The sequence below is a fragment of the Enterococcus sp. AZ109 genome (genome assembly GCF_051714625.1).
Taxonomy (GTDB): domain Bacteria; phylum Bacillota; class Bacilli; order Lactobacillales; family Enterococcaceae; genus Enterococcus_A.
Map to the genome: position 1 here is coordinate 962,937 of NZ_JBIOSF010000001.1, position 23,887 is coordinate 986,823.

Below are 23,887 nucleotides of genomic sequence, written 5' to 3' on the forward strand. Positions count from 1 at the left end.
TCAACGCTTATTTTTCCGTATTTTTGCGTATAATTGCTCAATTACTTGACACAACAGCAGTCTTTCAATATTGATAAAATCATTTTTAAAAAAATGAAATCACCTTTTCTTTTCACATTTTTACTTTGTTTTGATAAACTAGGCACACCGTTTACTCATTGATAAGAAGGGAGAGGGATTTTTTGTTCAAAAAATATGCTGTTTTATTTTGTATTTTGATTTTTGGCTTTTTACCCAAAACAGCTTTGGCAGTTGAAATTGGATTTGCAGCTGGGCCGATACTTCCTGCTAACCAACTAGATAACTCTTCCTACTTCAATCTACTAGTGAAGCCAGGAGAAAAACAAAAAGTGCAAATTCAGTTGGAAAACTATGACGATCAGTCTAAAACTATTGTTGTTACACCGACTACTGCCTTTACTAATAAGAATGGTCAACTTGATTATTCAATCAGTAACCATACTCCATTGTCTGGACCAAATTTTCGTGAAATAACTTCGTCACCTCAAACGATTAGGCTTAACCCAAAAGAAACGCGGATTGTTACCTTCACCCTATCTTTACCGCAAAAATCTTTTTCAGGATTATTATTAGGGGGGGTTCATATTCAAGAGACAACCAAACAAGCGGAAGAAGGATTGCAGCAAGATTTTTCTTATATTATTGGTGTTATGCTGCGGGAAGAAAAAACACTCCCCGAACCAGAGCTGCAATTAACTCAAGTTTCAGCTGTAGAAAATCAATTGGCTGTCCGGTTAAAAAATCCGACGGGCGCGCTACTGAGCCGTTATAAATTAACTGGCTCATTGGAGAAAAGCAATGATGAGTCAGTTTCTTTAACACCGCAAACAATTAGTATAGCGCCGAATGATTCCTTTGACTTATTACTGCCTGCCCAAAGTACGCTTGAATCTGGTAGCTATACATTGAGATTAGAACTTGATGGAGAAAGAAAATTCAACTTTAACAAGAGGATTTCAATTGATAGAACCGATGGTATGCTAACAATCAGCCCTTGGTTTCCATTAACTTATTTGCTAATCTCAGGGCTGCTCGTCTCTTTAGTTGGCTTCATTTTTTACAAGAGGAGGAAGACCCATGTTTGAAGAATTAGTTTTTGACTCGGTTACTCAACTTAAGTTTCGTATTTTTAAAAGTTTAGCCGGACAGCTTCAGGGAAGCTATACATACAATCAATTAGCAGCCGAAACAAATTTAACTTATCAGCAGCTTTATAAGCTGGTTCACGAAATTAATGACGAATTGCTTGGATCTGGTTTGCTCAAAGAATCGATAATTGTTCCTAATATGGGCATTAATACCTTGAATCTGACCTTAACCATTGACGATTATCGTTATTTCCTTCTAACCTATAGTTTGCCTTTTCAGCTCATGAGAGCTTTGTTATTGGAACCAGAACTAGGACTAGAAAAATTTTGTCAGCAACAATTTGTCAGTCGGGCCACTTTAAGTCGGCGGACACAACCGCTGATTAAGTATTTGCACAAGAATCAACTCACGATTAATTTCCGTCAATTTAAACTAAGTGGATCTGAAACGGCCATCCGTTTAGTCTTTTTTTATTTTTTTTGGATTGGTTATCGCAATCTTCATTGGCCTTTTGCTATTCCCATGACTGAAGCTGAAGTTTATGGAACGCCTTTTCTTAAGTTCTCACCTTTAGAAAAAAACTTCGTCGGTAAGTTAGAAGTAGCAATGTATTCAGCGGTGGCGCTTACTCGGATCAAACAAGAGAATTTTGTATTTTACGATAATTCCTTGGACTTCTTGTTTGATGGAAATGCGTATTACGATCTTGATGTTTATACTGATATAGCGCATTTATCTTCAGAAAATGCGCATGGAGAGGCTGCTTCGGTTTATTTCTTGGCTAATTTCTTACCTTTTTATGAAAGTCCCGATGATCCAGCGATCCAGCACACGATCAACAACTTTACCAGAAAACCCAACGTGGTTTGGGCATTTGTAGAAGCTTTTCGGACCTTTGTATTTCAGGAACTAAAAATAGTATTGGATGTGCCAAGAAAAGAGTTGATGATGGCTAATCTAGCCAATATTATGTTAGCATTTTATGGCTTTCAAGGGCCTTTTCCAAATTTACCAGATTTAATGAAGAAAACTTCGCCAAAATCTAGCGCTACCTTTCTTTTGGAGAAACAAATTACGGATTTCCTCCTCAAAATTACTGAGGAAGAAAGATTTTCGGTTTTTCGTCCATCTATTCAACCACTCGTTCAGATTTTACGTTTTGGCGTATCCAGCTTTTATTACGAGCAAGTGAAGGATCAGCCGTTAAAAGTAGGCGTTGTTGTGGAATCAAACTTAGTGTTGATAAAACCATTAATTGATTTTCTAGTTGGTATAAATTTCATCGAAGCTGAATACTACAAACAGGAACAGCCCTACGATTTTATTATTACTACTTTTTCAAAGGTTGATACCAAAGCGCTAGCCTATCACTGGGACTACAATGAAGGCTATTTACACATGGGGGCACTTTACACCGCTTTGCGGGAAGCTTATTTGAGAAAAAATCGCTAAAAAGCTGCAAGATTCTAATTATCAGATAGCACTGATAGTTTAGATCTTACAGCTTTCACTTTTATTAATAGACTCTTGATATGTGTAGGGTTAGATACAATAACTCATCCTGATTGACAGTTGCTTGTAGCTCCTCTTCAACATACTCTTTTATTTTTAAAGCAGCACTATGCTCTTTGGGAAAACGCTGTTTCACCGAGGCTAAAAGAAATTGATCTTTTTCAGGGAGTTCTTCTTTTCTTATCATCCGGGCGATAAAAAACTGTAAGTGGGTAACGAATCTTAAATAGAGCATCGACTCCTTATCCACCTTCTTTTCTGGGAATAAGTAATTTAGCATCGTTAATATATCCTTCAAAGCTTTTACAGAAAGCATTGTTTCTTCCATATTTGCTTGTTCACTTTGCGCATTCACTATATGAAACGCTATATTCCCCGCCTCTTCTTCTGAAAGTTCCACCCCAAGCGTTTCCTTCAATAAATCAATCCCATAACAGCCAATGGCGAACTCTTTAGGATAATACTTTTGAATCTCGATGAGTAAACGATTTTGGAAAACAATTCCCTTTTCACTTCGTTCTATCGCATAATTCAGATGATCAATCAGGGTAAAAAACAAGTTCTTATTCAGCATTCCGTCATACTTAGTATTCGCATAGTCGATGATTTTTTTAACACAAATGATTAATTCGTCCGAAACATCCTCAAATAGTTTGATATAATCTTTCTTTAGCGAGTCGGAAAGTGAATCTAACTTGAATATTTTTTGGATTTTATCCGCTGGAACGAGGTCGCCTTTTTTCATTTGAAAGCCAATTCCTTTACCCATTAAAACGACTTCTTTGCCCTTTTTATCGTGGCATAAAACCAAGCTATTATTTAACGTTTTAAAAACCCTCATTCGATTCACCTTTTCCCCTAATCCAATCCGTTTTGTGCAATCACCTTTTGATACCAATAGAAGCTGTCTTTTCTTATGCGTTTCAACGTTTTTAATTCTTTGTCTGTTCGGTCAACATATATAAAGCCATATCGCTTATTAAATCCTTGATGTGTGCTGACTACATCAATTGCTGACCAAGGTAAATAGCCGATTACGTCTACGCCATCAGTCAATGCTTCCTGAATTGCTGTAATATGTTTTGCGAGATAATGGATTCTGTCAGTATCCTGAATTTTACCTTCTTCATCGATTGTGTCTGGTGCGCCATAACCATTTTCGGTGATTAGAATTGGCAGCTCATAGCGATCATACAGCTTACGCAAGGTTAACCTTAAGCCTGTAGGATCAACGACCCAGCCATACGGTGTTTTATCTACATAAGGATTCTCAGCTGCTCGGTAGACACCTTCTTCACCAAGCATAATTTGTTGATCCCCAGCTCTTGGCGAAACATCAGAGCCATCATTTTTACTTGCCGAAATCGTTGCCGTAGAATAGTAATTGATCGCAACGAAGTCGGGTTTCCCCGCCGCCAAAATGTCGAAATCTTCTGCTTTAATTTTAGGATATATCTTGCGATCATTCAAATACTTTTCAAATAAATAGTTATATTTTCCACGAACCGCAGCATCTAAGAAAGACCAGCCGCGAAGCGTTTCCCAATTGTGGGCGGCAATCGCGTCCTCAGGCTTAGCGGTCGCTTGGTACATCGCCGTCAAATTAATCGCTGGACCTATTTTTCCCTTCAAACCTAATTGATGGTGAAGAGCAATTGCTCGTGCTTGTGCTAACAGCACATGATGATTCATTTGAAAAAGCTCTTTCTTAGTTGGCAATGAGCCCTGTTTAGGCAAACCGATAGCTCCAGGATGTAAAATCATGGTATTTTGTTCATTGATTGTCAACCAGTAGTTTATTTTATCGCCATATTCGGTAAACAGTACGTTCACGTAATCGACAAAGTGCTCAATCGTTTTACGGTTCAACCATCCGCCTTGCTCCTCTAAGTGATAGGGCAAGTCAAAATGATACATAGTTACGATTGGTTCGATCCCATTTTTCAAACACTCATCAATAACTCGATGGTAAAAATCGATTCCTTTTTGATTTTTATCTTCTGGGTTCTTGCCCATGATACGTGTCCAGGCAATTGAAAAACGAAATGCTTTTAAACCTAGCTCTTTAAAAAGCAAAATGTCCTCTTTATAGTGGTGATAAAAGTCCGAGGCCACCTCAAATCCGGCTACATCCTCGTTATGTTGATATTCATCAATAATTGAAGGCAATTTCCCATCTTCTTGGTAGGCACCTTCTGCCTGATACGCACTGATGGAAGCCCCCCACAAAAAATGATTGGGAAACACCTCAAGTTGTTTGTATTGCACAAAAATCCCCTCCTTAACTAATTACCAAAAGTGCTTCATTATCAGCTAGGGTCCCCTCAGCTGTGTCGATTACTCGGAAATTTTCACTGTTGGTCACCACTAAAATGACCGTATCGTCGTAACCAGCCTGTTGAATTTCATCAAAATTGGCGACAATCAATTTCTGCCCGATAGAAACTCGATCTCCTTCTTTCACGAAAACATCAAAAGGCTTACCTTTAAGATTTACTGTATCGATTCCAATGTGTATTAAAATTTCTACTCCATCATTTGAGCGTAGACCGATGGCGTGTTTGGATTCTAAAACAGTAATTACTTCGCCGTTAATTGGCGAATAAATCGTGTCTTCTTCAGGCACAATAGCCACACCTTTTCCTAGCAATTCCTTTGAAAAGATACTATCGTTTACTTCAGAAATTGGGTAGATCGTTCCCTTTACTGGACTTTCAATTTTAAATTCTGTAGTGGTTACCTCGTCTTGCTCTTCAACAACATCTTCAAAGCCAATTAGATAAGCAATAATAAATGTTGCGACAAAAGCAATCAAACAAGTAATAATTGCATGGACAATGTTCATCGGGTTCTCACCAATAAAAGCCGGCAACGCCGCTAGCCCTGGAGATACAAAGGCATATCTTACTAGACCACTAAGACCTGCGTATAATCCAGCAATTGCACCACCTATCATTGAAGCCAGCAATGGTTTCTTTAATTTCAAAGTGACACCATAAAGAGACGGTTCAGTGATCCCCATCAAAGCAGTAATTCCGGTGGAAACGGCCAGTTGTTTTAATTGTTTGTTTTTGGTTTTGAAGGCTACAGCAAAGGTAGCGCCTGATTGCGCGATATTTGAAGCCAACATACCAGGACCGTTAATCATTTCCGAACCGAAGCTGCTTAATTGCATCGTTGCAATCGGAGTCATCGCCCAAGCTGTCCCAGTTACAACAAGGAAAGGCTGTAATCCGCCCATTAAAAAGGGAATCAACCAAGCTGCTTTAGCGTTAATCCACTCAGCTCCGATAGCAACTAAATCATTAAGTAACGTCCCAAACGGTCCAATAACAACTAATGCCAACGGTCCCATTATCAAGAAGACCAGCATTGGTTTAGTGAAAAATTTGATAAAGGATGGCGAAATTCGGTCAGCGAAAGGTTCGATATAAGACATAATCCATACCGTAAAAATAATCGGTAGAACGGAGCCGGCATAATCGGCTGCTAACACTGGAATGCCTAGGAAAGAAACCGGATCACCTGTTGAAAATAATTGCGAAATATTTGGATGCAGTAAGATCCCAGCTACTGTAATCGCAAGAATGGGACTCACTTCAAATTTGATTGCCGCACCATAAGCTAACAACACAGGCATGAAATAAAAGGCAGCATCTGCGATCGTATTTAAGATAATATAGGTTTGACTAGTATCTGCTAGTACACCAGTCAGAGTTAATACAGCTAAAATTGCTTTAACCATCCCCGCACCAGTAATCGCTGGAATCATCGGAGTAAACGTGGTTGAAATGACACTGATAAGTCGTGAAATAATATTCTCTTGATTTTCAGTCGACTTTTGCTGTTTAGGCAACTCTCCTAATTCCTTTTGAATTTCCTTAAAGGCAGTTTGAACTTCATTGCCGATCACCACTTGATACTGTCCGCCGCTGTCGACTACACTAATTACCCCTGCAGTTTTCTCCAAAGCTTTAGTATCTGCTTTTTGCTTGTCTCTTAATTCAAACCGTAATCTTGTTGCACAATGAGTTAGACTAACAACATTTTCTTTGCCGCCCACCAATGCCAATACCTTAGTTCCTACTTCTCGATAATTCATTCTTTTCTCCCCTTTTAAAAAAATAAAAAAGACCAAGCCAAACCATCCTCCAAATTACTTTGAAGTCTCAGTTTGTCTTGGTCTTGCCTGCATAATCAGTAACATGCCAATAACGTTATTTTGCTGTGATTGAATAATAGCATAGAATGATAGCGCAATCAATAGGTGAATCCAATTTTTTTATTGAATACCAACTCCACGTCTATCGAATTATCTACCCGCTTTTACTTACAAGTAAAAATGAGAAAGACGCCAAAAACACTGTAGAAACAATGTTTTTGGCGCCATTACTTTGATACGAAAGATTACGATTTACTTATTCAAAATATGGATAGCAAAACCACCAAATTCTCCATCTAAATACACGTTTTTCAGCTTCCCGTTGTCATCATAAGCAGCTGTATCCATGTTGAAGGCAAGTCCTTTTCCTTTTAACTCTTCTACCGCATTTTCTAAATCGGGTGTTCGCATTGCGATATGACCATTTTTACCCAAGAATGGACTTCTCATACATTCAAAATAATCGCCAGCGAATTCAGATTTTTGTCCATGACGAGGAGTTAAATTAAAGATACTGCTTAACAGTGTTGCCAGCTCTTCAGCTTCCGTTGCGTTTTCAGTATTAATACCGATATGTTCTAATTCAAATTTGTTTGACATTTTAGCACCTCTTATTCAAATTTTTTACATAGGGAACATGATTAACGCGCCCACGGTCAGTGCGATTAATCGAATGAAATATTGCGGGATCGTAAAGACCCAAAACTCTTTCGCCGAGTATTTCCCGTACCCTAAGATCATCGCCGGCATTCCGTCGATTGGTAGGAAGTGGCCACACCAGCCAGAAATTACGATCGCACAAGCTGCGGCTGTTGGATCTAGACCTAGGCTAGTACATACCGCAATCGCTAATGGCGTAAATACATAAACTGTCCCAATCGTTGAGCCCGTTAAAGTAGCCAAAAGACTGGTCAAAATACAGAAACCAAAGATCATGATGAACGGATTCACGTTTGTCCCTAGCACACCGGCAACCGTTTCACCGACTAAATTCGTTAGCCCAGTACTTCCCAAGGCATCCGCCACACCAATAACACCAGCAGACATTAAGATGATTGGTGCGCTTAATGCATCACGGATTTCAGTAAAATCAAGAACACCTGTAATCAAAATAACAGCAACTGATAGACCCGCCATGGCATAACCGGCATCACCGATTCTGCTTTGTAATAGCATACCGACAACCGCAAAGATAAAGGCACCATAAGTTACATTTTGTTTCCATTGAGGCAACGTTGAAACAGTGTCTCCGTCAGCAGGACTAACATCTTCTGTATCGTCGTCTTTAATCGAATGATCAGGTAAGAATTTGTATTGAATCAGACAATTTAATAGGAATCCCATTGATAAGAAGAAATTGACAATCGCAAACTTGAAAACAGAAACATTAATTGCTTGGCCAGCTGCTCCCAAAACAGCGGTAACGATTCCGTATTGTAAAGCGGTGTTGAATGGAATCAATGGGTGATTCGCCGCAAATCCGGCAGTCATAATAACTTTTGAAGGCGGAAGTTTTTTACTGTAAGGTAAGGTTGAAAGCAAGCCAATAGTAAGTACATAATAAGCCGTTGAACCAGTTCCAAACAAGCTGCAGCCTAGCATAACAATTAAGATAATTAGTACATAAGATTTAAATCCACCTTTATCAGCCATAGAAAACATTGCCTTTTTAAACACAACAATAAAATTGGTTTTCTGTAAGGCAGCAATAATTGCCATAAATTCAGCCAACATAACAATGGTAGAATTGGAGAACCCAGCAAAGGCTCCTTGAATATCGGTAATGCCAAAAATAACTAATAATAGACAGGCAAACAATGGCGGAGCGCCAAATGGTAGTTTATCAATCATTATTAAAACAATCATCAAAGCGGTGATTGCTAAGGCAATAATCATTTGAATAGTCATAATATCCCCCTAAAGCTTTATTTATACATCCCTTTTTTGAATGAGGTTGTGACAGAAGTGTTCAGCTCTGAGAAGTAAGCCGTATAATCCGAAAATAGCTTCTTATACTTTTGCGATTATACGGCTTATTTCTTAAAAAAGCTGCTTCAGTTACACCGATTATCTGTTTTTTAGTGGTTGTGACGTATTATGTCACAGCCACACAAAGTACCTAGGCTTATTTCATGCCTTTGGCCTTATTTTCTTCTAACACTTTTTTAATTGCTTCGATACCCTCTTCAGGCACTTGGTTGAATGGTGCACGACAAGGTCCCACATTGTGTCCAAGTAAACGCGTTGCTGTTTTCACAATTGTGTTTGGATTACCGTATTTGAAGCACGCTCTGAAGCTTTGGATGCTTTCATTAGCTTGTTTCGCTTCTTCAATTTTGCCTTCCACAAACAAGTCGTAAATTGATGCCATTGTTTGAGGATACACGTTAGCACAACCCGCGATTCCACCAGTTCCGCCAGCTAGCAATGTCCAAATAATTAGCTGATCATTTCCAGACAACGTATAGAATTTACCGTTAGTTTTCTTTTTACCGGCGTCAATGTAACCTAGAATATTAGCGAAGTTCCCACTAGAGTCTTTTGCACCAATAATATTTTCAATTTGAGCTAAACGTCCGACTGTTGCCGGTGCAAGTGCATTACCAGTTCGTGCTGGAATATTGTATAAAACAATTGGCATATCCACTGCTTCAGCAACGGTTTTGTAGTGAGTGTACAATTCTTCTTGGCTGGCTGCCGCAAAGCTAGGCGTAATAATAGATAGAACATCTGCTCCTGCAGCTTGGGCCATCTTACTTTGTTCAATTGTTTCTTTCGTTGAGATCGTTCCGGTTCCAGCATAGACTGGCACTCGGCCGTTGGCTTGGTCAACCACTGTTTCTACGACTAATTTCTTTTCTTCTGCTGTTAAAATGTAGCCTTCACCATTAGTCCCGAATGGAAAAATGCCGTGAATGCCATTTTCGATCATGCGTTCTACTTGTGCGCGTAGTTCTTCTACGTTGATTGTTTCATCCTCATGCATGGGTGTTAAAATTGGGGTAATAATTCCTTTTAATTCAGTTTGTTTCATTCAAATCGCTCCTCTTTTTTTGTGGTTTTAGTCATTCTGATTATTTTAAACGCCTTCGCCTGAAGTTGGATTGTATAGTCCTTCTGCTTCACGTTTTTTGCCAAATAGATCTTCTACTGTAAAACGTACGTATTTAACACAAATTCGATTTTTGTAAGCATAGACTAAATGTAAGACACCTGTGCTATCTTGATAAATTGTTGGGTATTCATGTTGCGAATTATTGGTCTTGTTTTCAATCCCGATATAACCTTCTGCTGGTTCAAACACCCGACCAATTGGCCAAGTTTTACCAAAATCTTCAGTTACTGATACTGCTACTGGATTTCGCAATCCAGGCCAAGCAACTTTGCCGAATTCTGCATTGTTCGCTGCATTCACATTATAAGCTAAAGCGATTTCACCGGATTGTAACTTAATCGCACTGACACTAGCATTATTATTTGGTAGAACAGTGGCTTTAGGTACACTCCAACTATCACCGAAATCAACTGATTCACTTGAGTAGACATGATCGGCAAAGCGGCTGCGCATGAAGGCCACTAAATGTCCTTCTTCTACTTCCACCACGTTGGCATGTACACGGCCTCGACTATCTGGCATCCGGACGGCTTTCCACGTTTGCCCTTGATCATCAGACACTTGAAATTCTGTCGGATCATTGGTCAATCCATCAGGTGAGTCTTCACATAACCAGGTGCTGAAAATCCAGCGACCATTGCTTAAGATTTGGATCGCTTGGCGAGAGAACGTTCCTTCGTTGGCAAACAATACTTCTGGCTCGCCCCAAGTTTCACCTTCATCACTTGATTTTTGGACCATAATGATAGAAGTGAATTGCATGTTGTCTTTGCCTTCTTGACGACTTAATTGAGACGTATAGATTAGCCAAATTTGACCATCCGGTGCTCGAAAGAAAGCCGGGTTTTGTTCACTGCGGTCTTCGCCTTTTGAAACAGTTACTGGCACTGACCACACTTGAGTTTCAGGATCTAATTTCGATACGACAATCGAAATGTCGCCGCTGCCTTCAAAGCTGCCGGCGAACCAAGCGCATAACATACCGCCATCTTTGGTTTCAATTAACGTTGGTGCATGGGCAGTGTTGTTGCCGCCGGTTGGAATCAAACCAAAATCAACGTTCATAAATTCATCACGATAAACCACACCATTGGGTTCTGACGCCCGTACACTTGGTAATTTTATAGCCATTTTTTGAAGTCCCCCTATATCATTTTTACTCTTCATTAAGCGCTTACTTGATAATTGTAAATGAATTTCCTTTGGCTGCTAATCTCCCACTGCGTATTCTTTTGATAGCAGTGGGTCAATTTAGCAACACTTATTCGTTTAGGAATTTTCAGCTAAGCGAATGGCATAATCAATCGCATTTTCCAAACTTAATTCACTGGCTGTCCATTTGCCTGCTTGGTCAAAAGCCGTTCCATGATCGACTGACGTACGAATAATTGGTAAATTCAAGGTAATATTGACACCCTTTACTGCTTCCCAGCTTGCTGTTTTCTGATCGTAAACAAAGCCTAATAGCTTCAACGGAATATGTCCCTGGTCGTGATACATAGCCACGACAATGTCGTACATACCGCCATTTGCCTTAGAGAAGACGGTATCGGCTGGAAGCGAGCCTTCAGCGTTGATGCCCTCTGCCTTTGCCGCTTCTACGGCTGGATTGATTTCTTTGATCTCTTCTTGACCAAATAGTCCATTTTCGCCACAGTGAGGATTTAACCCCGCAACTGCAATACGTGGATTCTTGATGCCTAGGTTTTTACAAGCGGTGTCGGCGATTCGGATCACATCTAACACGCGTTCTTTTGTCGCCCGATCACACGCTTCTCGTAAAGAAACATGGGTAGATACATGAACCACACGCAAGTTTCCATCCGCCAACATCATGGTATATTTATCTGTTCCTGTTAACTCAGCATAAATTTCGGTGTGCCCAGCATAATGGTGTCCGGCAGCATTCATAGCTTCTTTATTTAAAGGGTTGGTCACTGTAGCGTCAATTTCTTTAGCCAAAGCCAGCTCAATCACTTTTTTGACATATTGGAAAGCAGCATTTCCACCAACCTTGGACACTTCACCAATTGGCAGCTCATCCATGTTGACTACTTTTAGGTCAATCAGATCAATTGTGCCTAGTGTGTATTTGCCTTCACTGGGATTTTCAATCGGATTGATCGTCAAATCCAATTCCGGATGCTCTGTAAGATAATGATCCAAAACACTCTTGTCACCGACTAAAAGTGGATTGCATCTGTCATACAAATCGGCTTTTAGAAAAGCTTTTAGTGAAATTTCTGGTCCAATTCCGGCAGGATCACCCATCGTAATACCGACAATTTTTTTCATTGCTTCAAATCTCCTTTTGTTTGAGGAACCAAATTTTATAGATATTTCAGTTGTGCCAGAGATTACAAAATTTCTAAATAGATTTTTTTAGCATCCTCAGGTGTTACTTCTCGTTTGTTGTTTACTAATAAACGCGTAACTTCCATACCAGCAGCTACTAAACCATCTAAATCTTCTTCAGGTACATTGAAGGTTTTCAAACTAGTAGGAATTTCTAGTATTTTCACAATTTCTTCTAATTGATTAATCATGTAAGCTGATTTTTCATCTACAGCCAGATCTTTGTCTCCATCTTTTACTACCCGATCATAGGCAACTGCTAACAAATCTTTAATCGCCGGTTCGTTAAATTTCATTACTGGTGTCAATAGCATGGCATTGGATACACCATGGGCAATGTGATATTTCCCACCTAGTGGATAAGAAAGTGCGTGAACAGCGGTTGTTCCGGAAGAAGTAATCGCAACTCCAGCATAGAATGAACCTAATAACATGCGACCTTTTTCATCTAATGCTTCAGAATTGGTACATGCTTCGATAATGTTGTTCATAATTAAGTCTAGTGCTTCTAAAGCGAAGGTGTTGCTGATGGGATTGGCTTTTGCTGAAGTAAAGCACTCGATTGCGTGACACAAAGCATCAACACCAGTAGCTGCAGCGATTGGCTTTGGTAAGTTTTTAATCATGCGGCTATCTAAAATGACGTAATCAGCAATCATTTCAGGATTGACGATTCCGATTTTCAAATCTTTTTCTGGTACGCCTACGATACTGTTCGGTGTAGCTTCGGCACCTGTTCCAGCAGTAGTTGGAATCATCAAGCTAGTGATTTGTTTTTTAGCAAGTAACGGATCATCTAACAGATCCTTCACTTTATACTCATCGGTTGCCAGAACCGAGGCTAATTTCGCTACGTCCATGACACTGCCGCCACCGATTGCGATAATAAAGTCAGCCTTTTCTTTTTTAAATTCATCCACCATTGCTTGAGCTTCATGATAATTTGGCTCTGCTGGAATATCTGAAATAATGGTGTAATCAATACCAGACTTCTCAACAATTTCTTTTGGTAAATCAACTAATCCGGTCCCTAAAATTCCTTTATCTGTAAAAATAACGATTTTATTTACACCTTGTGCGATGATTCCTTCTAATTGTTCAATTGCGTGTTCACCAGCACTAATATTTTTGGGCATTTTCAAACTGTAATCTGTTAACATGTTATTCCTCCTATTTTTTCTTGATTTGACTAATCTCTTCAAACAACTCTTCGCTGCCGAAACCGCCTGATTTCGTAATTACCTGCCTATTCTTTTTGTTCCATTCGATCGTTGAAAGAACCACACCTGGACTTATTTCAGCAATTGGTTCTATTTTATTGACGCCTAAAACGTTCATCGACTGAAACAAGGTATCTCCTCCCGTAAAGAGGAAGGTATTTTCTGAATGCTTAGTCCACAAGGCTTGCGTTAAGCTGCCAAGTGATTGACCAATTCGAAAACGATACGCTGAAGCTGGTAAATTATTTTCCTGACTATAAACCGTTAGGCTCTCAGTTGTCTTTTCACTTAAGGTTTCAAAAACTAATAATGGGTGTTTATCCATTAATGTTAGATACGTTTGCAGTTCTTTTTGACCTTCTGAACTTTTCCAGTACTCTAAACTCAATAACTGATGAGGTGATAAGGAGATCCGCGGGTAATGCTTGCTTTCCGCGTGCTCGATTTGTTTTTTGGTTATCGGATTTACACTGCCGCAAATCACTACTAATGGATTCTTTAATGAATATGCAAGTGGTTGTCCGTTTGGAAACAATCGTTTCGCTAATACTTTAGCAAAACCCGCACAGCCGATGGTTATCGACAGCAGTTCAGCTTTTTCTAACGCTTTCACCTGTTGCATCAATGTTTCATCCGTTTCAGCATCAAAAACCAGCACACCTTTAGCTTCTTTGGGAATTATATCTCCTTGAATCAGCTGCGCCTCAATATCCGCTTCCTGCTGCAAACGCCTCAGCACATTACTTTCCGTTACCGGCTCATAAGGATCAGCAGCAAAAACACTTTCTGCTACAGGGACTTGGTCAATGTACAGATTGCCATCAATTAACACACGCTTCATTTCTGGATAAGCTGGGAGAAAGGGAATGACTTTTTGATGGCTTGTATCTAGCACTGCCTTAATCTCAGCACTTATATTTCCTCTTAAAGCAGAATCTACTTTTTTATATATGTGAGGTATCTTTGCTTGTTGAGCGCTTACAATTATCATTTGAATCTGCTGATAAGCTGCTTCAAAGCTCAGGTATCTGCTTTCAGTATTCATGACTAAGACTTCAATTGATTCATCTAGATCACTATATTCTAAATCCGTATTAGTTGAGACTAATGTTTTGACCCCTTGCTTAGAAAACTGAACACCTGTATCAAGAGCGCCAGTAAAGTCATCTGCAATGACTAATAGTTTTAACATTCGTTCACCACCTTGGATTTCATAAATTCATTTTAGGCTTATCTTAGCCATAAGGATATCTAAAAAAGAAAAAAACCGTTTAATTTTGAAACGAATTTCCAATCAACGTACTTTTGTATAAGATAATCCTTTATAATTGTTACTATATGGAACACCAAGGAGAATAATTATGACTACAACGATTAAACTACTAGGAATTGCCCCTTACGAAGAGTTGAACAATTCTATGAATATTGTTAGTAAACAATTCAGCGATATCCAATCAGATATCTACACGGCTGATTTAGAAGAAGGCCAACGTCTAGCTGCCGAACTTTATAGCGATGATTATGATGCGATTATTTCCCGTGGCGGAACAGCTGATTTAATCCGACGTTCCGTATCGATCCCTGTCATTGATGTCTCTATTTCCATCTACGACATTTTAGGAGCTATTCGTTTGGCAGAAAATTATACGAAAAATTTTGCGATCGTTGGCTATTCCAGTATTACTGAGAAGGCTCATTTATTGTGCGATATTTTGGGCTACAATATTAAAATTATCACCTTGAACGACACCACCGATGCCAGCAAAACGTTAGATATCCTTTCTAAAGAACATTACGAAATGATTTTGTGTGATGCCATTACCAATCGGTTAGCACTAACTAAATCCCTTAACACGATTCTGATTACTTCTGGATTTGAAAGTATCAAGCATGCCTATCAAGAAGCCTTAACAATTTCAACGTATTTAAAAAAGGTGAAACACGAAAAAGCGATCCTCGAACAGGGCATTAGCAGCCAAAAACAAGAAGGCATGATCTTTGATGAAAACTTTCAAATTCAGTTTTCAAATCTGGGTGCTCCTTTAGAAGAAACGATTTTAAAGTACTTGCGTGCTAAAGGAGAATTAGAGAACGAAAATCAATTTTACCCTACAATTAGGAATAAAATCTACAATCTCCATACAAAAAGTTTTACCGTTGATGACTCGACTTACTATAGCTGTATCGTAAAAATTTCTTCCCCGCCGGTAACCAATAATCGGCTTGGGATTCTTTATCGAAAAAGAGCAGAAGTAGCGGATATCTTCAAAACTAAATTGCTGTTTACCCGATTTATTCAAGAAAGTACTAAGCAGGAGCTCCAAAAGGTGAAAAATAATTACCAAGCAATCCTTATTTTTGGCGAAACTGGCACTGCCAAATCGAATATTGCTTATCAAGCCTTTTTGAATCAAGAAACCCACAACAACAATCTTATTTCCATTGATGCAAAATTAATCAATGAAAAGATGTGGAAATTTCTTATGAATGCTTCCAACGGACCCTTAGTAGATGCTAATAACACCATCATGTTTGAACATGTAGAACAGCTTTCATTAGTCGATGTTGAACGACTGATAACCATCGTTAAAAATACCAAGCTCTTACAGCGAAACCAGTTGCTTTTTACTTACGATACCAATCGATCTAGTGAACAAACGATTTACAATCGTCTGTTAGTTGAATTAAACTGTGCCAGCATCTACGCACCGTCTATCAAAGAACGCAGAAATGAACTTAGTGTGATTACTACCTTGTTGCTAAACAAAATCAACATAGAATGCAACAAAGAAATTATGGGCTTTGACCCTAATGGGCTGAAGGAATTTTTAGCTTATGACTGGCCGGGGAATTTAAATCAGCTGCAATCAGCGATTAAGGAATTGGTAATCAATGCTACGACCCATTATATTTCTGAGCATCAAGTATCAGAATTGCTGAAAAAAGAACGACTCATTCAAAACTTTTCAACCAATAAGCTCGCGTCCTTCACGTTTAAAAATACAGTTGAACACCCTACACTATTCGATTACACAAAAGAAATTATTTTAACAATCTTGGAACAAAACGGTGGAAATCAAACCAAAGCCGCCGAGCAATTAGGAATTAGTCGTACTACCCTTTGGCGCTACTTGAAGGAGAAGTAACTATCGGTTTTACGTTTTAACAGTTTTAAGTTGATGGCAGAATAGGAGGAATGAACATGCAGTACAAAGGTACATTAATCGCTGTTAGCGATATTGAAAAGTCAAAGCAATTTTATAGTGAATTGTTGGGACTAAAAGTTATCATGGATGCTGGAGCAAATGTCCAACTCACTGGGGGTGTTTTTCTACAAACGGTTGATACTTGGCCAAACTTTATCAATAAGAAAAAAATGGATATTGTCTTTGAAAACAATGCCGGCGAATTATATTTTGAAACGGACGATATAGATGATTTTATGGAAAAGTTGGAAAACTATGGGACTATCGATTATCTTCATCCGATCATAGAGCATAGCTGGGGGCAGCGTGCGGTGAGATTCTATGACTTGGATCATCACATCATCGAAGTTGCTGAAACTATTGTGATGGTGGTTAAACATTTCATTGATTCAGGCCTCACCGTAGAGCAAACGGCAGAACGTATGGGCGTTGATGTTGAGGTTACTAAAGCCGCGTTAAGTAGTAAATGACCGTTTTATTACAAAGAAAAAACCTTAAAGCGCTGATTTATCAACGTTTTAAGGTTTTTGTGCTTTTAACCCACACTGCCTTCCATTTCGAATTGAATCAAGCGATTCAATTCCACGGCATATTCCATCGGTAATTCTTTCGTAAATGGTTCAACAAAGCCCATTACGATCATTTCAGTTGCTTCTTGTTCAGTAATTCCGCGACTCATCAAGTAGTATAATTGTTCCTCAGAAATCTTAGATACTTTCGCTTCATGTTCTAAAGAAACATTACCGTTCATGATTTCGTTGTAAGGAATCGTGTCCGAACGCGAGATGTCATCCATGATGATTGTGTCACACTCGATATGGCTAAATGAGCCTTCGCTATCGCGTGTAAAACGCACAGTTCCACGATAGTCAACTGCACCGCCGTCTTTAGCAATCGATTTAGAAACAATCGAGCTAGACGTATTCGGTGCATTATGAATCATCCGAGCACCGTTATCCAGTACAATATTCTTTCCAGCTACGGCAATCGAAAGCATGGTTCCCCGAGCGCCTTTACCATTCATGTAGACACTTGGGTACTTCATCGTTACTTTAGAGCCTAAGTTGCCATCGACCCATTCCATCGTCGCATTTTCTAGAGCTTGGCCACGTTTTGTTTCCAAGCTGTAGACATTGTTGGACCAGTTTTGGATTGTGGTATAGCGACAGTAGCCGTCTTTTTTAACGAATACTTCTACTACGGCAGCATGCAAGCTGTCTGATGAATAAGTCGGAGCCGTACAGCCTTCAACATAGTTGATGCTGGCTCCTTCGTCCACAATAATCAACGTCCGTTCAAATTGACCCGTATTGGCTGCATTGATTCGGAAGTATGATTGGATTGGAATATCGGTTTGAACCCCTTTAGGTACATAAATGAAGGTTCCGCCTGACCAGGCTGCTGAGTTAAGAGCTGCTAGCTTGTTGTCAGAAGGTGGCACTAATGTTGCGAAATATTCCTTGAATAGTTCCGGATATTCTTTCAATGCAGAATCGGTATCAGTAAAGACGATTCCTAATTTTTCGAACTCATCCTTCATATTGTGATAAACAACTTCAGATTCATATTGAGCTGAAGCTCCGGCTAAGTAAGCCCGTTCTGCTTCAGGAATTCCCAAGCGTTCAAAGGTTGTTTTGATTTCTTCTGGCACATCTTCCCAATCACGGGCTGGTTTGTTGCTAGATTTGATATAGTAATTGATTTTATTGAAGTCTAATTCACTTAGATCAGGACCATATTCAGGCATGTCTAATTTGTAGAATGTTTCCAAGGACTTCAAGCGGAAGTCTAACATCCACTCTGGTTCTCCTTTAACGCGGGAGATTGCGCGAATGACTTCTTCAGACAAACCTTCACCAGTAGTAAAGACTGGTTCAACATCATCGTGGAAGCCAAATTGATATTCTTCTTGCATTTCAGGTACGCTCATAGTTCCCGCTCCTATTCTTTATGAAATTGACCCGCTACCGCTTTCCCATCATCATCTGTTAACGCTCGGCCTAGCGCTTTCCAAGCTAAGGTTGAGCATTTAATACGGGCTGGAAATTTCGCTACACCGCTAAGCATAGCCGCTTCTCCTAAGGCATCTGTGTCTTCATCAGACAGCTGATTACCTTGAACCATTTGGGCAAAGCTGACAGCAAGGTGTTCTGCTTCTTCAACTGTTTTGCCAATCACGGCGTCCGTCATCATGGACGCACTGGCTGTGCTAATGGAACAACCGCTGCCGGAAAAGGCAATGTCATTGATAATGCCGTCTTTAACGGACAGCTCCAACTCAATGACATCCCCACAAGTAGGGTTGTTCATTTCGATTGTACGAGTAGATTCATTCAACTTACCAAAATGATGCGGACGAGAAGAATGATCCAAAATTACTTGACGATACAAATTGTCTAATCTAGATAGCGCCATCTTTGAAAAACTCCTTTGTAGCTTTCAGAGCAAAAATTAAGCGATCAGCATCGGCTTTTGTATTATAGAAGTAAAAGCTAGCGCGAGCGGTTGCTGGCAAATTCAAGTATTTCATCAACGGTTGCGCACAGTGGTGACCTGCTCGCACAGCTACGCCTTCCATATCAAGAGCAGTTGCTACATCATGAGGATGTACTTTGTCCAAATTAAAGGCCAATACTCCCGTATGATTTTGCGGATCTTGCGGACCATAAACCGTTAGTCCTTCAATTGCTTGTAGTTTCGGCAAGACATAGGCGACTAATTCCTGCTCGTGTTGATGGATCGCATCCATCCCAATAGCATTCAAATAGTCGATCGCTGCACCTAATGCAATCGCGCCGGCGATGTTCGGTGTGCCTGCTTCAAACTTCCAAGGCAATTCTTTCCATGTGCTGTCATACAAATTGACAAAATCGATCATCTCTCCGCCGAACTCAACTGGTTCCATTTGCTCTAAAAGCGGTCTTTTGCCATATAATACACCAATTCCGGTCGGTCCGCACATCTTATGTCCACTAAAGGCAAAGAAATCACAATCCAGCGCTTGTACATCCACTTGCATATGCGGAGTGGATTGAGCACCATCAACGATCATAATCGCTTGATTGGCATGAGCCAGTTCAGCTAATTCATTGATTGGATTTATCACGCCTAATACATTCGATACGTGCGCAATCGAGACAATCGCTGTTTTTTCATTAATGACTTGCTTCGCTTCTTCCATATCCAAAAAGCCTTCTTCGTTCATAGAAAGATAGCGTAACTTCGCACCCTTGCGATCAGCCAATTGCTGCCAAGGGATAATGTTAGAATGATGCTCCATAAAGGAGATAACAATTTCGTCGCCCTCTTTGACAAAAGCATCCCCATAACTGCGAGCTAGCCAGTTTAACCCTGTAGTTGTTCCCCGGGTGAACAAAACTTCGGCTGTTTCTTTTGCGTTGATAAAGGCACGGACTTTTTCACGAGCCCCTTCGTACTTTTCCGTTGCTCGTTCCGCTAGGGTATGCACGCCGCGGTGAACATTAGCGTTATCATTTTCGTAATAATAGTTCAATGCTTCAAGCACTTGTTTAGGCTTTTGTGTGGTAGCAGCATTATCAAGATAAACTAATGGTTCATCATTAACCTCTTGAAATAAAACAGGAAAATCTTCCCTTACTTTCGAAAAATCGAACATTATTTTTTCAACTTCCCTTCGATCGTTGCAATCAATTGGTCTTGGGCAGCTTTAACTGGGATAGCCGTTAATACTGGACCTAAGAATCCGCGAATGACTAATCGTTCCGCTTCATCTTTAGCAAGGCCGCGGCTCATTAAATAGAACAATTCATCAGGATCTACTCGTCCAACACTGGCAGCATGTCCGGCAGTAACTTCATTTTCTTCAATTAATAAAATCGGATTGGCATCGCCACGAGATTGTGTTGACAGCATCAACACACGACTTTCTTGTTGGGCATCTGCCCCCTTGGCACCACGTAAGATGTGACCAATTCCGTTAAAAGTTAAAGTAGATTTTTCCAAAATTACGCCATGTTGTAAAATATGACCAATTGTATGAGGTGCTTTATTAGTTACTCGCGTGTCGATTCCTTGAATTTGCTTGCCGGTACTAATAGCGACAATTTTCACTTCAGAGTGCGCACCATCGCCGATTAGGTCAGAATCGAAATCAGCAATAATATTGCCATCGTTCATAATCCCAATTGCCCAATCGATCTTTGAATCCCGCATCAAATACCCTCGGCGATTCATGTATGTCGCAATATTCTTACCTAACGTATCAATAGCTGAGAACTTAATGCGAGCACCTGGTTTAGCGATCACTTCTACGACTACGTTACCAGCTAATTTCTTCGCTTCATCTCCATGGGACTCAAAACGTTCCAAATAAGAAAATTCACTGTTTTCTTCTGCAATAATCAATACGTGTTTGAAGAAGTGTGCATCGCTGTTACCGTTATGGATAAATAGCGACTCTAGCGCTTCTTCGATCACAATATTTTTAGGTACGTATAAGAAAATCCCGTTGTTCATAAAAGCTGCATGTAAAGCTGTCAGTGAATTTTCGTCTATTGGTACCGCTTTTTGCATGTAGTATTCTTTCACCAATTCCGGGTGTTCTTTCATGGCAGTCATTAAATCAGTAAAAATGACGCCTTTTTCGGTTAATTCTGGAGAAATCTGTTCAAAGACCGTATCATCGCCAGCTTGTACCACCATCGGATTGTCCGCCATTTGATCAAAGTTGGGAATCGTTCCAGCTTCTAATTGACGTTCCGGTTTTACATTATATAGATGCCAACGGGCAAATTTCACTTTTTCAATGACCGGTAAAGGCAATTGTTCAATTTTTTCTAAGGCAGAAATCCTTAGGTCGGTCATCCATTGAGGTTCTTCCCATGAAGCAGAGTATGCCTTCACAGCGTCAAGATAATCCATCCACTTTGTCATTTATCTTGCCTCCTACACTTCTTCTTTGTAATCAATACCTAATTCAGCTGAAATACCAGCGTAGCCTTCGGATTCAAGGCGCTTAGCCAATTCAGAATCACCAGATAAAACAACCTGTCCATCCATCATGATATGCACAAAATCTGGCACAATGTAGTTCAATAGACGTTGGTAGTGAGTAATAATTAATGCACCAAAATTATCGCCGCGCATCGCATTGATTCCTTTGGAGACAACTTTTAGCGCATCAATATCCAATCCTGAATCAATTTCATCTAAAACAGCAAAAGTCGGTTCAATCATCAATAGTTGAAGAATTTCGTTACGCTTCTTCTCACCACCGGAAAAGCCTTCGTTTAGGTAGCGTTCAGCCATTTCTTCTGGCATGTTCAATAGTTCCATTTTTGCATCTAATTTCTTCAAGAAAGTCATGACAGAAATTTTGTCATCTTCTGCACGCCCAGCATTCATCGCTGCCCGCATAAATTCCGCATTACTGATTCCAGGAATTTCACTTGGGTATTGCATTGCTAGGAACAATCCTAGACGAGCACGTTCGTCTACTTCCAACTCTAATACGTTTTCTCCGTCAAGCAAAATTTCTCCTTGAGTCACTTCGTAGTTAGGATTTCCCATAATCGCAGCTGAAAGGGTGGATTTCCCGGTTCCGTTTGGTCCCATGATTGCGTGGATTTCTCCCGTTTTCATGGTTAAGTTAACGCCTTTTAAAATCTCTTTATCTTCAATGGATACATGCAAATCTTTAATCTCTAAAACAGACATGAATTTCCCTCCAAATTATTTATTCGTTCTCACACATTTTAGACTAATTGAGAATGGAATTCAAATGAAATCGGCAACTTTATAAAATAAAACTGATTTTTGTTTAGAATTATTCTCGTTTTGCTTACTGTTAGAGAGAGTAGCTGGTTTTGTCGCCCAGTAATGGATTAAAAAACCTCGCTTATTTTATCGTATTTCCCCTCCACTCATTAGAAAGCTGGGCTAAACTACTACAAAAGATATGAATATCCTTGCTGACATCCATCATATGCGTACACTTCCTGATTAACCAGCAAGAAAAGATAAAATGCAATTCAGAAAATCAACTATAAAAAGGTTTTTTAATTTTTTATCCAGCAACAGCAAGCGCCCATCTTGTTATTTTATCGCCGATTTATTTTTATGTATTTTCTACCTCAATTCAAAAATCATTATAATACCAGTCAAAACAAGGCTTTTTTTGCCAAAATCGAAAATTTCCATATACCCCCCCATAATTTCTTTTAGTAGATTTTACTGTGCGATCAAATCAACATTTTGTAAAATGGCATTGGAAAAAATGTAGGGGGTTTTGGAAAAAATCGCATTTTGTTCTTTTATGCTTTTGGGTTATCTTTTAATCACCGGCCGGAACAAAAAAATTTTAGAAAGAGTGATCAACTATGTTAAAACTAGCAACTGTATTTGAAGATGCCGCAGGAAAAAAACACCGCTGGAACTTCAATAACCCGAACCCGAATAAATCACCAGAAGAAATCAAAATACTTTTGGAAAAAATGACTACCTTGAACTTATTTGAAAAGGATGGTGTGAAACAGTTTCAAAAAGTAGTTTCTGCTAAATTTGTTGAAACGCTTGAAACTCCCCTTTTCGATCTGAGAAACGCCGAATCAACCAATGTACAAAATCTAAACAATTCTTTTGCGCCGCAGATAATCACCGAAGATTTAAGCCAAAGTGAGAACCAAGAACAGCCTAAAGTAACTCCAATAGAAGTGGCTGAGGCAATTGAACAGCCAGAAATGGAAGTCCACCTTGCTATAGAAGAGACGCCCAACTTAGAAGAACTCCTGGAAGAAAGTATTGCTCTACCCATCGATATGGGAAAAACAGACGACAGCGCTGAATCGATACCTACACAAAAAGCGGAACTTTCAATAAGTGAAACGGCAGTCCAAGAACCTACGCCAACCCCTGAACGAACTAAGGAATCGGCACATTCACGAAAAGAGCGCTTAGATCGACTGCGTATCTATCACGAAACCAACAAGAAAAAGAAAAAGCGAAAAAAGAAGAAACGCTAATCTTTTTAAATCGCTTATGCCCTCAAGGTAATTACGATCGGAGTGACATTTAGCTTAATTTTCAAAATTTGAACTTCAGTCACGTAAGAAAGGCTTCATAAACTCGCTCAGTGACAACAACACTAATTTGTGAAGCCGAACATCGTTAACATGTGAAAAACTTTTACCTTCTTCCATGACGAAAAAATACTCTTAACAGCTAGATT

General features: G+C 39.6%; 20 protein-coding genes. 5 read left to right on the forward strand and 15 right to left on the reverse strand.

Annotation, left to right across the window (positions count from 1 at the left end; genetic code table 11):
- Positions 1-182: 182 nt before the first annotated feature.
- Both IGI42_RS04670 and IGI42_RS04675 read left to right on the forward strand, forming a co-directional pair.
- Positions 183-1,106 (forward strand): WxL protein peptidoglycan domain-containing protein, encoded by a 924-nt coding sequence (locus IGI42_RS04670; RefSeq protein ID WP_438714567.1) that lies wholly within the window; start codon positions 183-185, stop codon positions 1,104-1,106.
- Positions 1,099-2,562 carry a helix-turn-helix domain-containing protein gene (locus IGI42_RS04675; RefSeq protein WP_438714569.1) on the forward strand — a complete coding sequence of 488 codons (1,464 nt, stop codon included), beginning with the start codon at positions 1,099-1,101 and terminating at the stop codon, positions 2,560-2,562. The genes IGI42_RS04670 and IGI42_RS04675 overlap by 8 nt, the downstream gene beginning before the upstream one ends.
- Before the next feature lie 64 nt (positions 2,563-2,626).
- Here the strand turns inward: IGI42_RS04675 and IGI42_RS04680 are convergent, their stop codons facing one another.
- The 10 genes from IGI42_RS04680 to IGI42_RS04725 form a co-directional block, all read right to left on the reverse strand.
- Positions 2,627-3,463: a PRD domain-containing protein gene (locus IGI42_RS04680; protein WP_438714570.1), complete on the reverse strand. Its 837-nt coding sequence runs from the start codon at positions 3,461-3,463 to the stop codon at positions 2,627-2,629.
- Positions 3,464-3,480: 17 nt separating this feature from the next.
- Complete coding sequence (locus IGI42_RS04685; RefSeq protein ID WP_438714571.1) at positions 3,481-4,890, reverse strand: glycoside hydrolase family 1 protein; 1,410 nt, start codon at positions 4,888-4,890, stop codon at positions 3,481-3,483.
- Between the two features lie 13 nt (positions 4,891-4,903).
- Complete coding sequence (locus IGI42_RS04690) at positions 4,904-6,724, reverse strand: beta-glucoside-specific PTS transporter subunit IIABC (protein ID WP_438714573.1); 1,821 nt, start codon at positions 6,722-6,724, stop codon at positions 4,904-4,906.
- 312 nt (positions 6,725-7,036) lie between these two features.
- Complete coding sequence (locus IGI42_RS04695; RefSeq protein ID WP_438714574.1) at positions 7,037-7,384, reverse strand: 2-dehydro-3-deoxyphosphogluconate aldolase; 348 nt, start codon at positions 7,382-7,384, stop codon at positions 7,037-7,039.
- Between the two features lie 24 nt (positions 7,385-7,408).
- Positions 7,409-8,692, reverse strand: a complete 1,284-nt coding sequence (locus IGI42_RS04700; protein ID WP_438714575.1) for an SLC13 family permease — start codon at positions 8,690-8,692, stop codon at positions 7,409-7,411.
- Between the two features lie 217 nt (positions 8,693-8,909).
- Positions 8,910-9,818 carry a 4-hydroxy-tetrahydrodipicolinate synthase gene (gene dapA, locus IGI42_RS04705; protein ID WP_438714577.1) on the reverse strand — a complete coding sequence of 303 codons (909 nt, stop codon included), beginning with the start codon at positions 9,816-9,818 and terminating at the stop codon, positions 8,910-8,912.
- 45 nt (positions 9,819-9,863) lie between these two features.
- Positions 9,864-11,030 (reverse strand): sialidase family protein, encoded by a 1,167-nt coding sequence (locus IGI42_RS04710; protein ID WP_438714578.1) that lies wholly within the window; start codon positions 11,028-11,030, stop codon positions 9,864-9,866.
- Positions 11,031-11,168: 138 nt separating this feature from the next.
- Positions 11,169-12,194, reverse strand: coding sequence for a 4-hydroxythreonine-4-phosphate dehydrogenase PdxA (pdxA, locus tag IGI42_RS04715; protein ID WP_438714580.1), 1,026 nt, complete (start codon positions 12,192-12,194; stop codon positions 11,169-11,171).
- 62 nt (positions 12,195-12,256) lie between these two features.
- Positions 12,257-13,414, reverse strand: coding sequence for an iron-containing alcohol dehydrogenase (locus IGI42_RS04720; RefSeq protein ID WP_438714581.1), 1,158 nt, complete (start codon positions 13,412-13,414; stop codon positions 12,257-12,259).
- Between the two features lie 10 nt (positions 13,415-13,424).
- Entirely contained in the window at positions 13,425-14,666 is a 1,242-nt protein-coding gene (locus tag IGI42_RS04725) for a four-carbon acid sugar kinase family protein (protein ID WP_438714583.1), read from the reverse strand.
- A gap of 169 nt (positions 14,667-14,835) precedes the next feature.
- Here IGI42_RS04725 and IGI42_RS04730 point away from each other — a divergent pair, with 169 nt between their 5' ends.
- Together IGI42_RS04730 and IGI42_RS04735 are read left to right on the forward strand one after the other, a co-directional pair.
- On the forward strand, positions 14,836-16,620 hold the full coding sequence (locus IGI42_RS04730) for a PrpR N-terminal domain-containing protein (protein ID WP_438714585.1): 1,785 nt from the start codon (positions 14,836-14,838) through the stop codon (positions 16,618-16,620).
- A 56-nt stretch (positions 16,621-16,676) separates the two neighbouring features.
- Positions 16,677-17,150 (forward strand): VOC family protein, encoded by a 474-nt coding sequence (locus tag IGI42_RS04735; protein WP_438714586.1) that lies wholly within the window; start codon positions 16,677-16,679, stop codon positions 17,148-17,150.
- A gap of 65 nt (positions 17,151-17,215) precedes the next feature.
- Here IGI42_RS04735 and sufB read toward each other — a convergent pair whose 3' ends face one another.
- The 5 genes from sufB to sufC are packed head-to-tail and all read right to left on the reverse strand — an operon-like array spanning position 17,216 to position 22,377.
- The gene (gene sufB, locus IGI42_RS04740; RefSeq protein WP_438714588.1) at positions 17,216-18,610 is read right to left on the reverse strand and encodes a Fe-S cluster assembly protein SufB; all 1,395 of its coding nucleotides are present in this window, start codon (positions 18,608-18,610) and stop codon (positions 17,216-17,218) included.
- Positions 18,611-18,621: 11 nt separating this feature from the next.
- Complete coding sequence (gene sufU, locus IGI42_RS04745) at positions 18,622-19,095, reverse strand: Fe-S cluster assembly sulfur transfer protein SufU (protein WP_207671853.1); 474 nt, start codon at positions 19,093-19,095, stop codon at positions 18,622-18,624.
- The gene (locus IGI42_RS04750; RefSeq protein ID WP_438714590.1) at positions 19,082-20,317 is read right to left on the reverse strand and encodes a cysteine desulfurase; all 1,236 of its coding nucleotides are present in this window, start codon (positions 20,315-20,317) and stop codon (positions 19,082-19,084) included. Before IGI42_RS04750 ends, sufU begins: the two co-directional genes overlap by 14 nt.
- On the reverse strand, positions 20,317-21,594 hold the full coding sequence (sufD, locus tag IGI42_RS04755; RefSeq protein ID WP_438714591.1) for a Fe-S cluster assembly protein SufD: 1,278 nt from the start codon (positions 21,592-21,594) through the stop codon (positions 20,317-20,319). The genes IGI42_RS04750 and sufD overlap by 1 nt, the downstream gene beginning before the upstream one ends.
- A gap of 12 nt (positions 21,595-21,606) precedes the next feature.
- Positions 21,607-22,377, reverse strand: a complete 771-nt coding sequence (gene sufC, locus IGI42_RS04760) for a Fe-S cluster assembly ATPase SufC (protein WP_438714592.1) — start codon at positions 22,375-22,377, stop codon at positions 21,607-21,609.
- A 662-nt stretch (positions 22,378-23,039) separates the two neighbouring features.
- On the opposite strand from sufC, the gene IGI42_RS04765 reads away from it, so the two are divergent.
- Positions 23,040-23,681 (forward strand): DUF2922 domain-containing protein, encoded by a 642-nt coding sequence (locus IGI42_RS04765; protein WP_438714593.1) that lies wholly within the window; start codon positions 23,040-23,042, stop codon positions 23,679-23,681.
- The last annotated feature ends 206 nt before the right edge of the window (positions 23,682-23,887 follow it).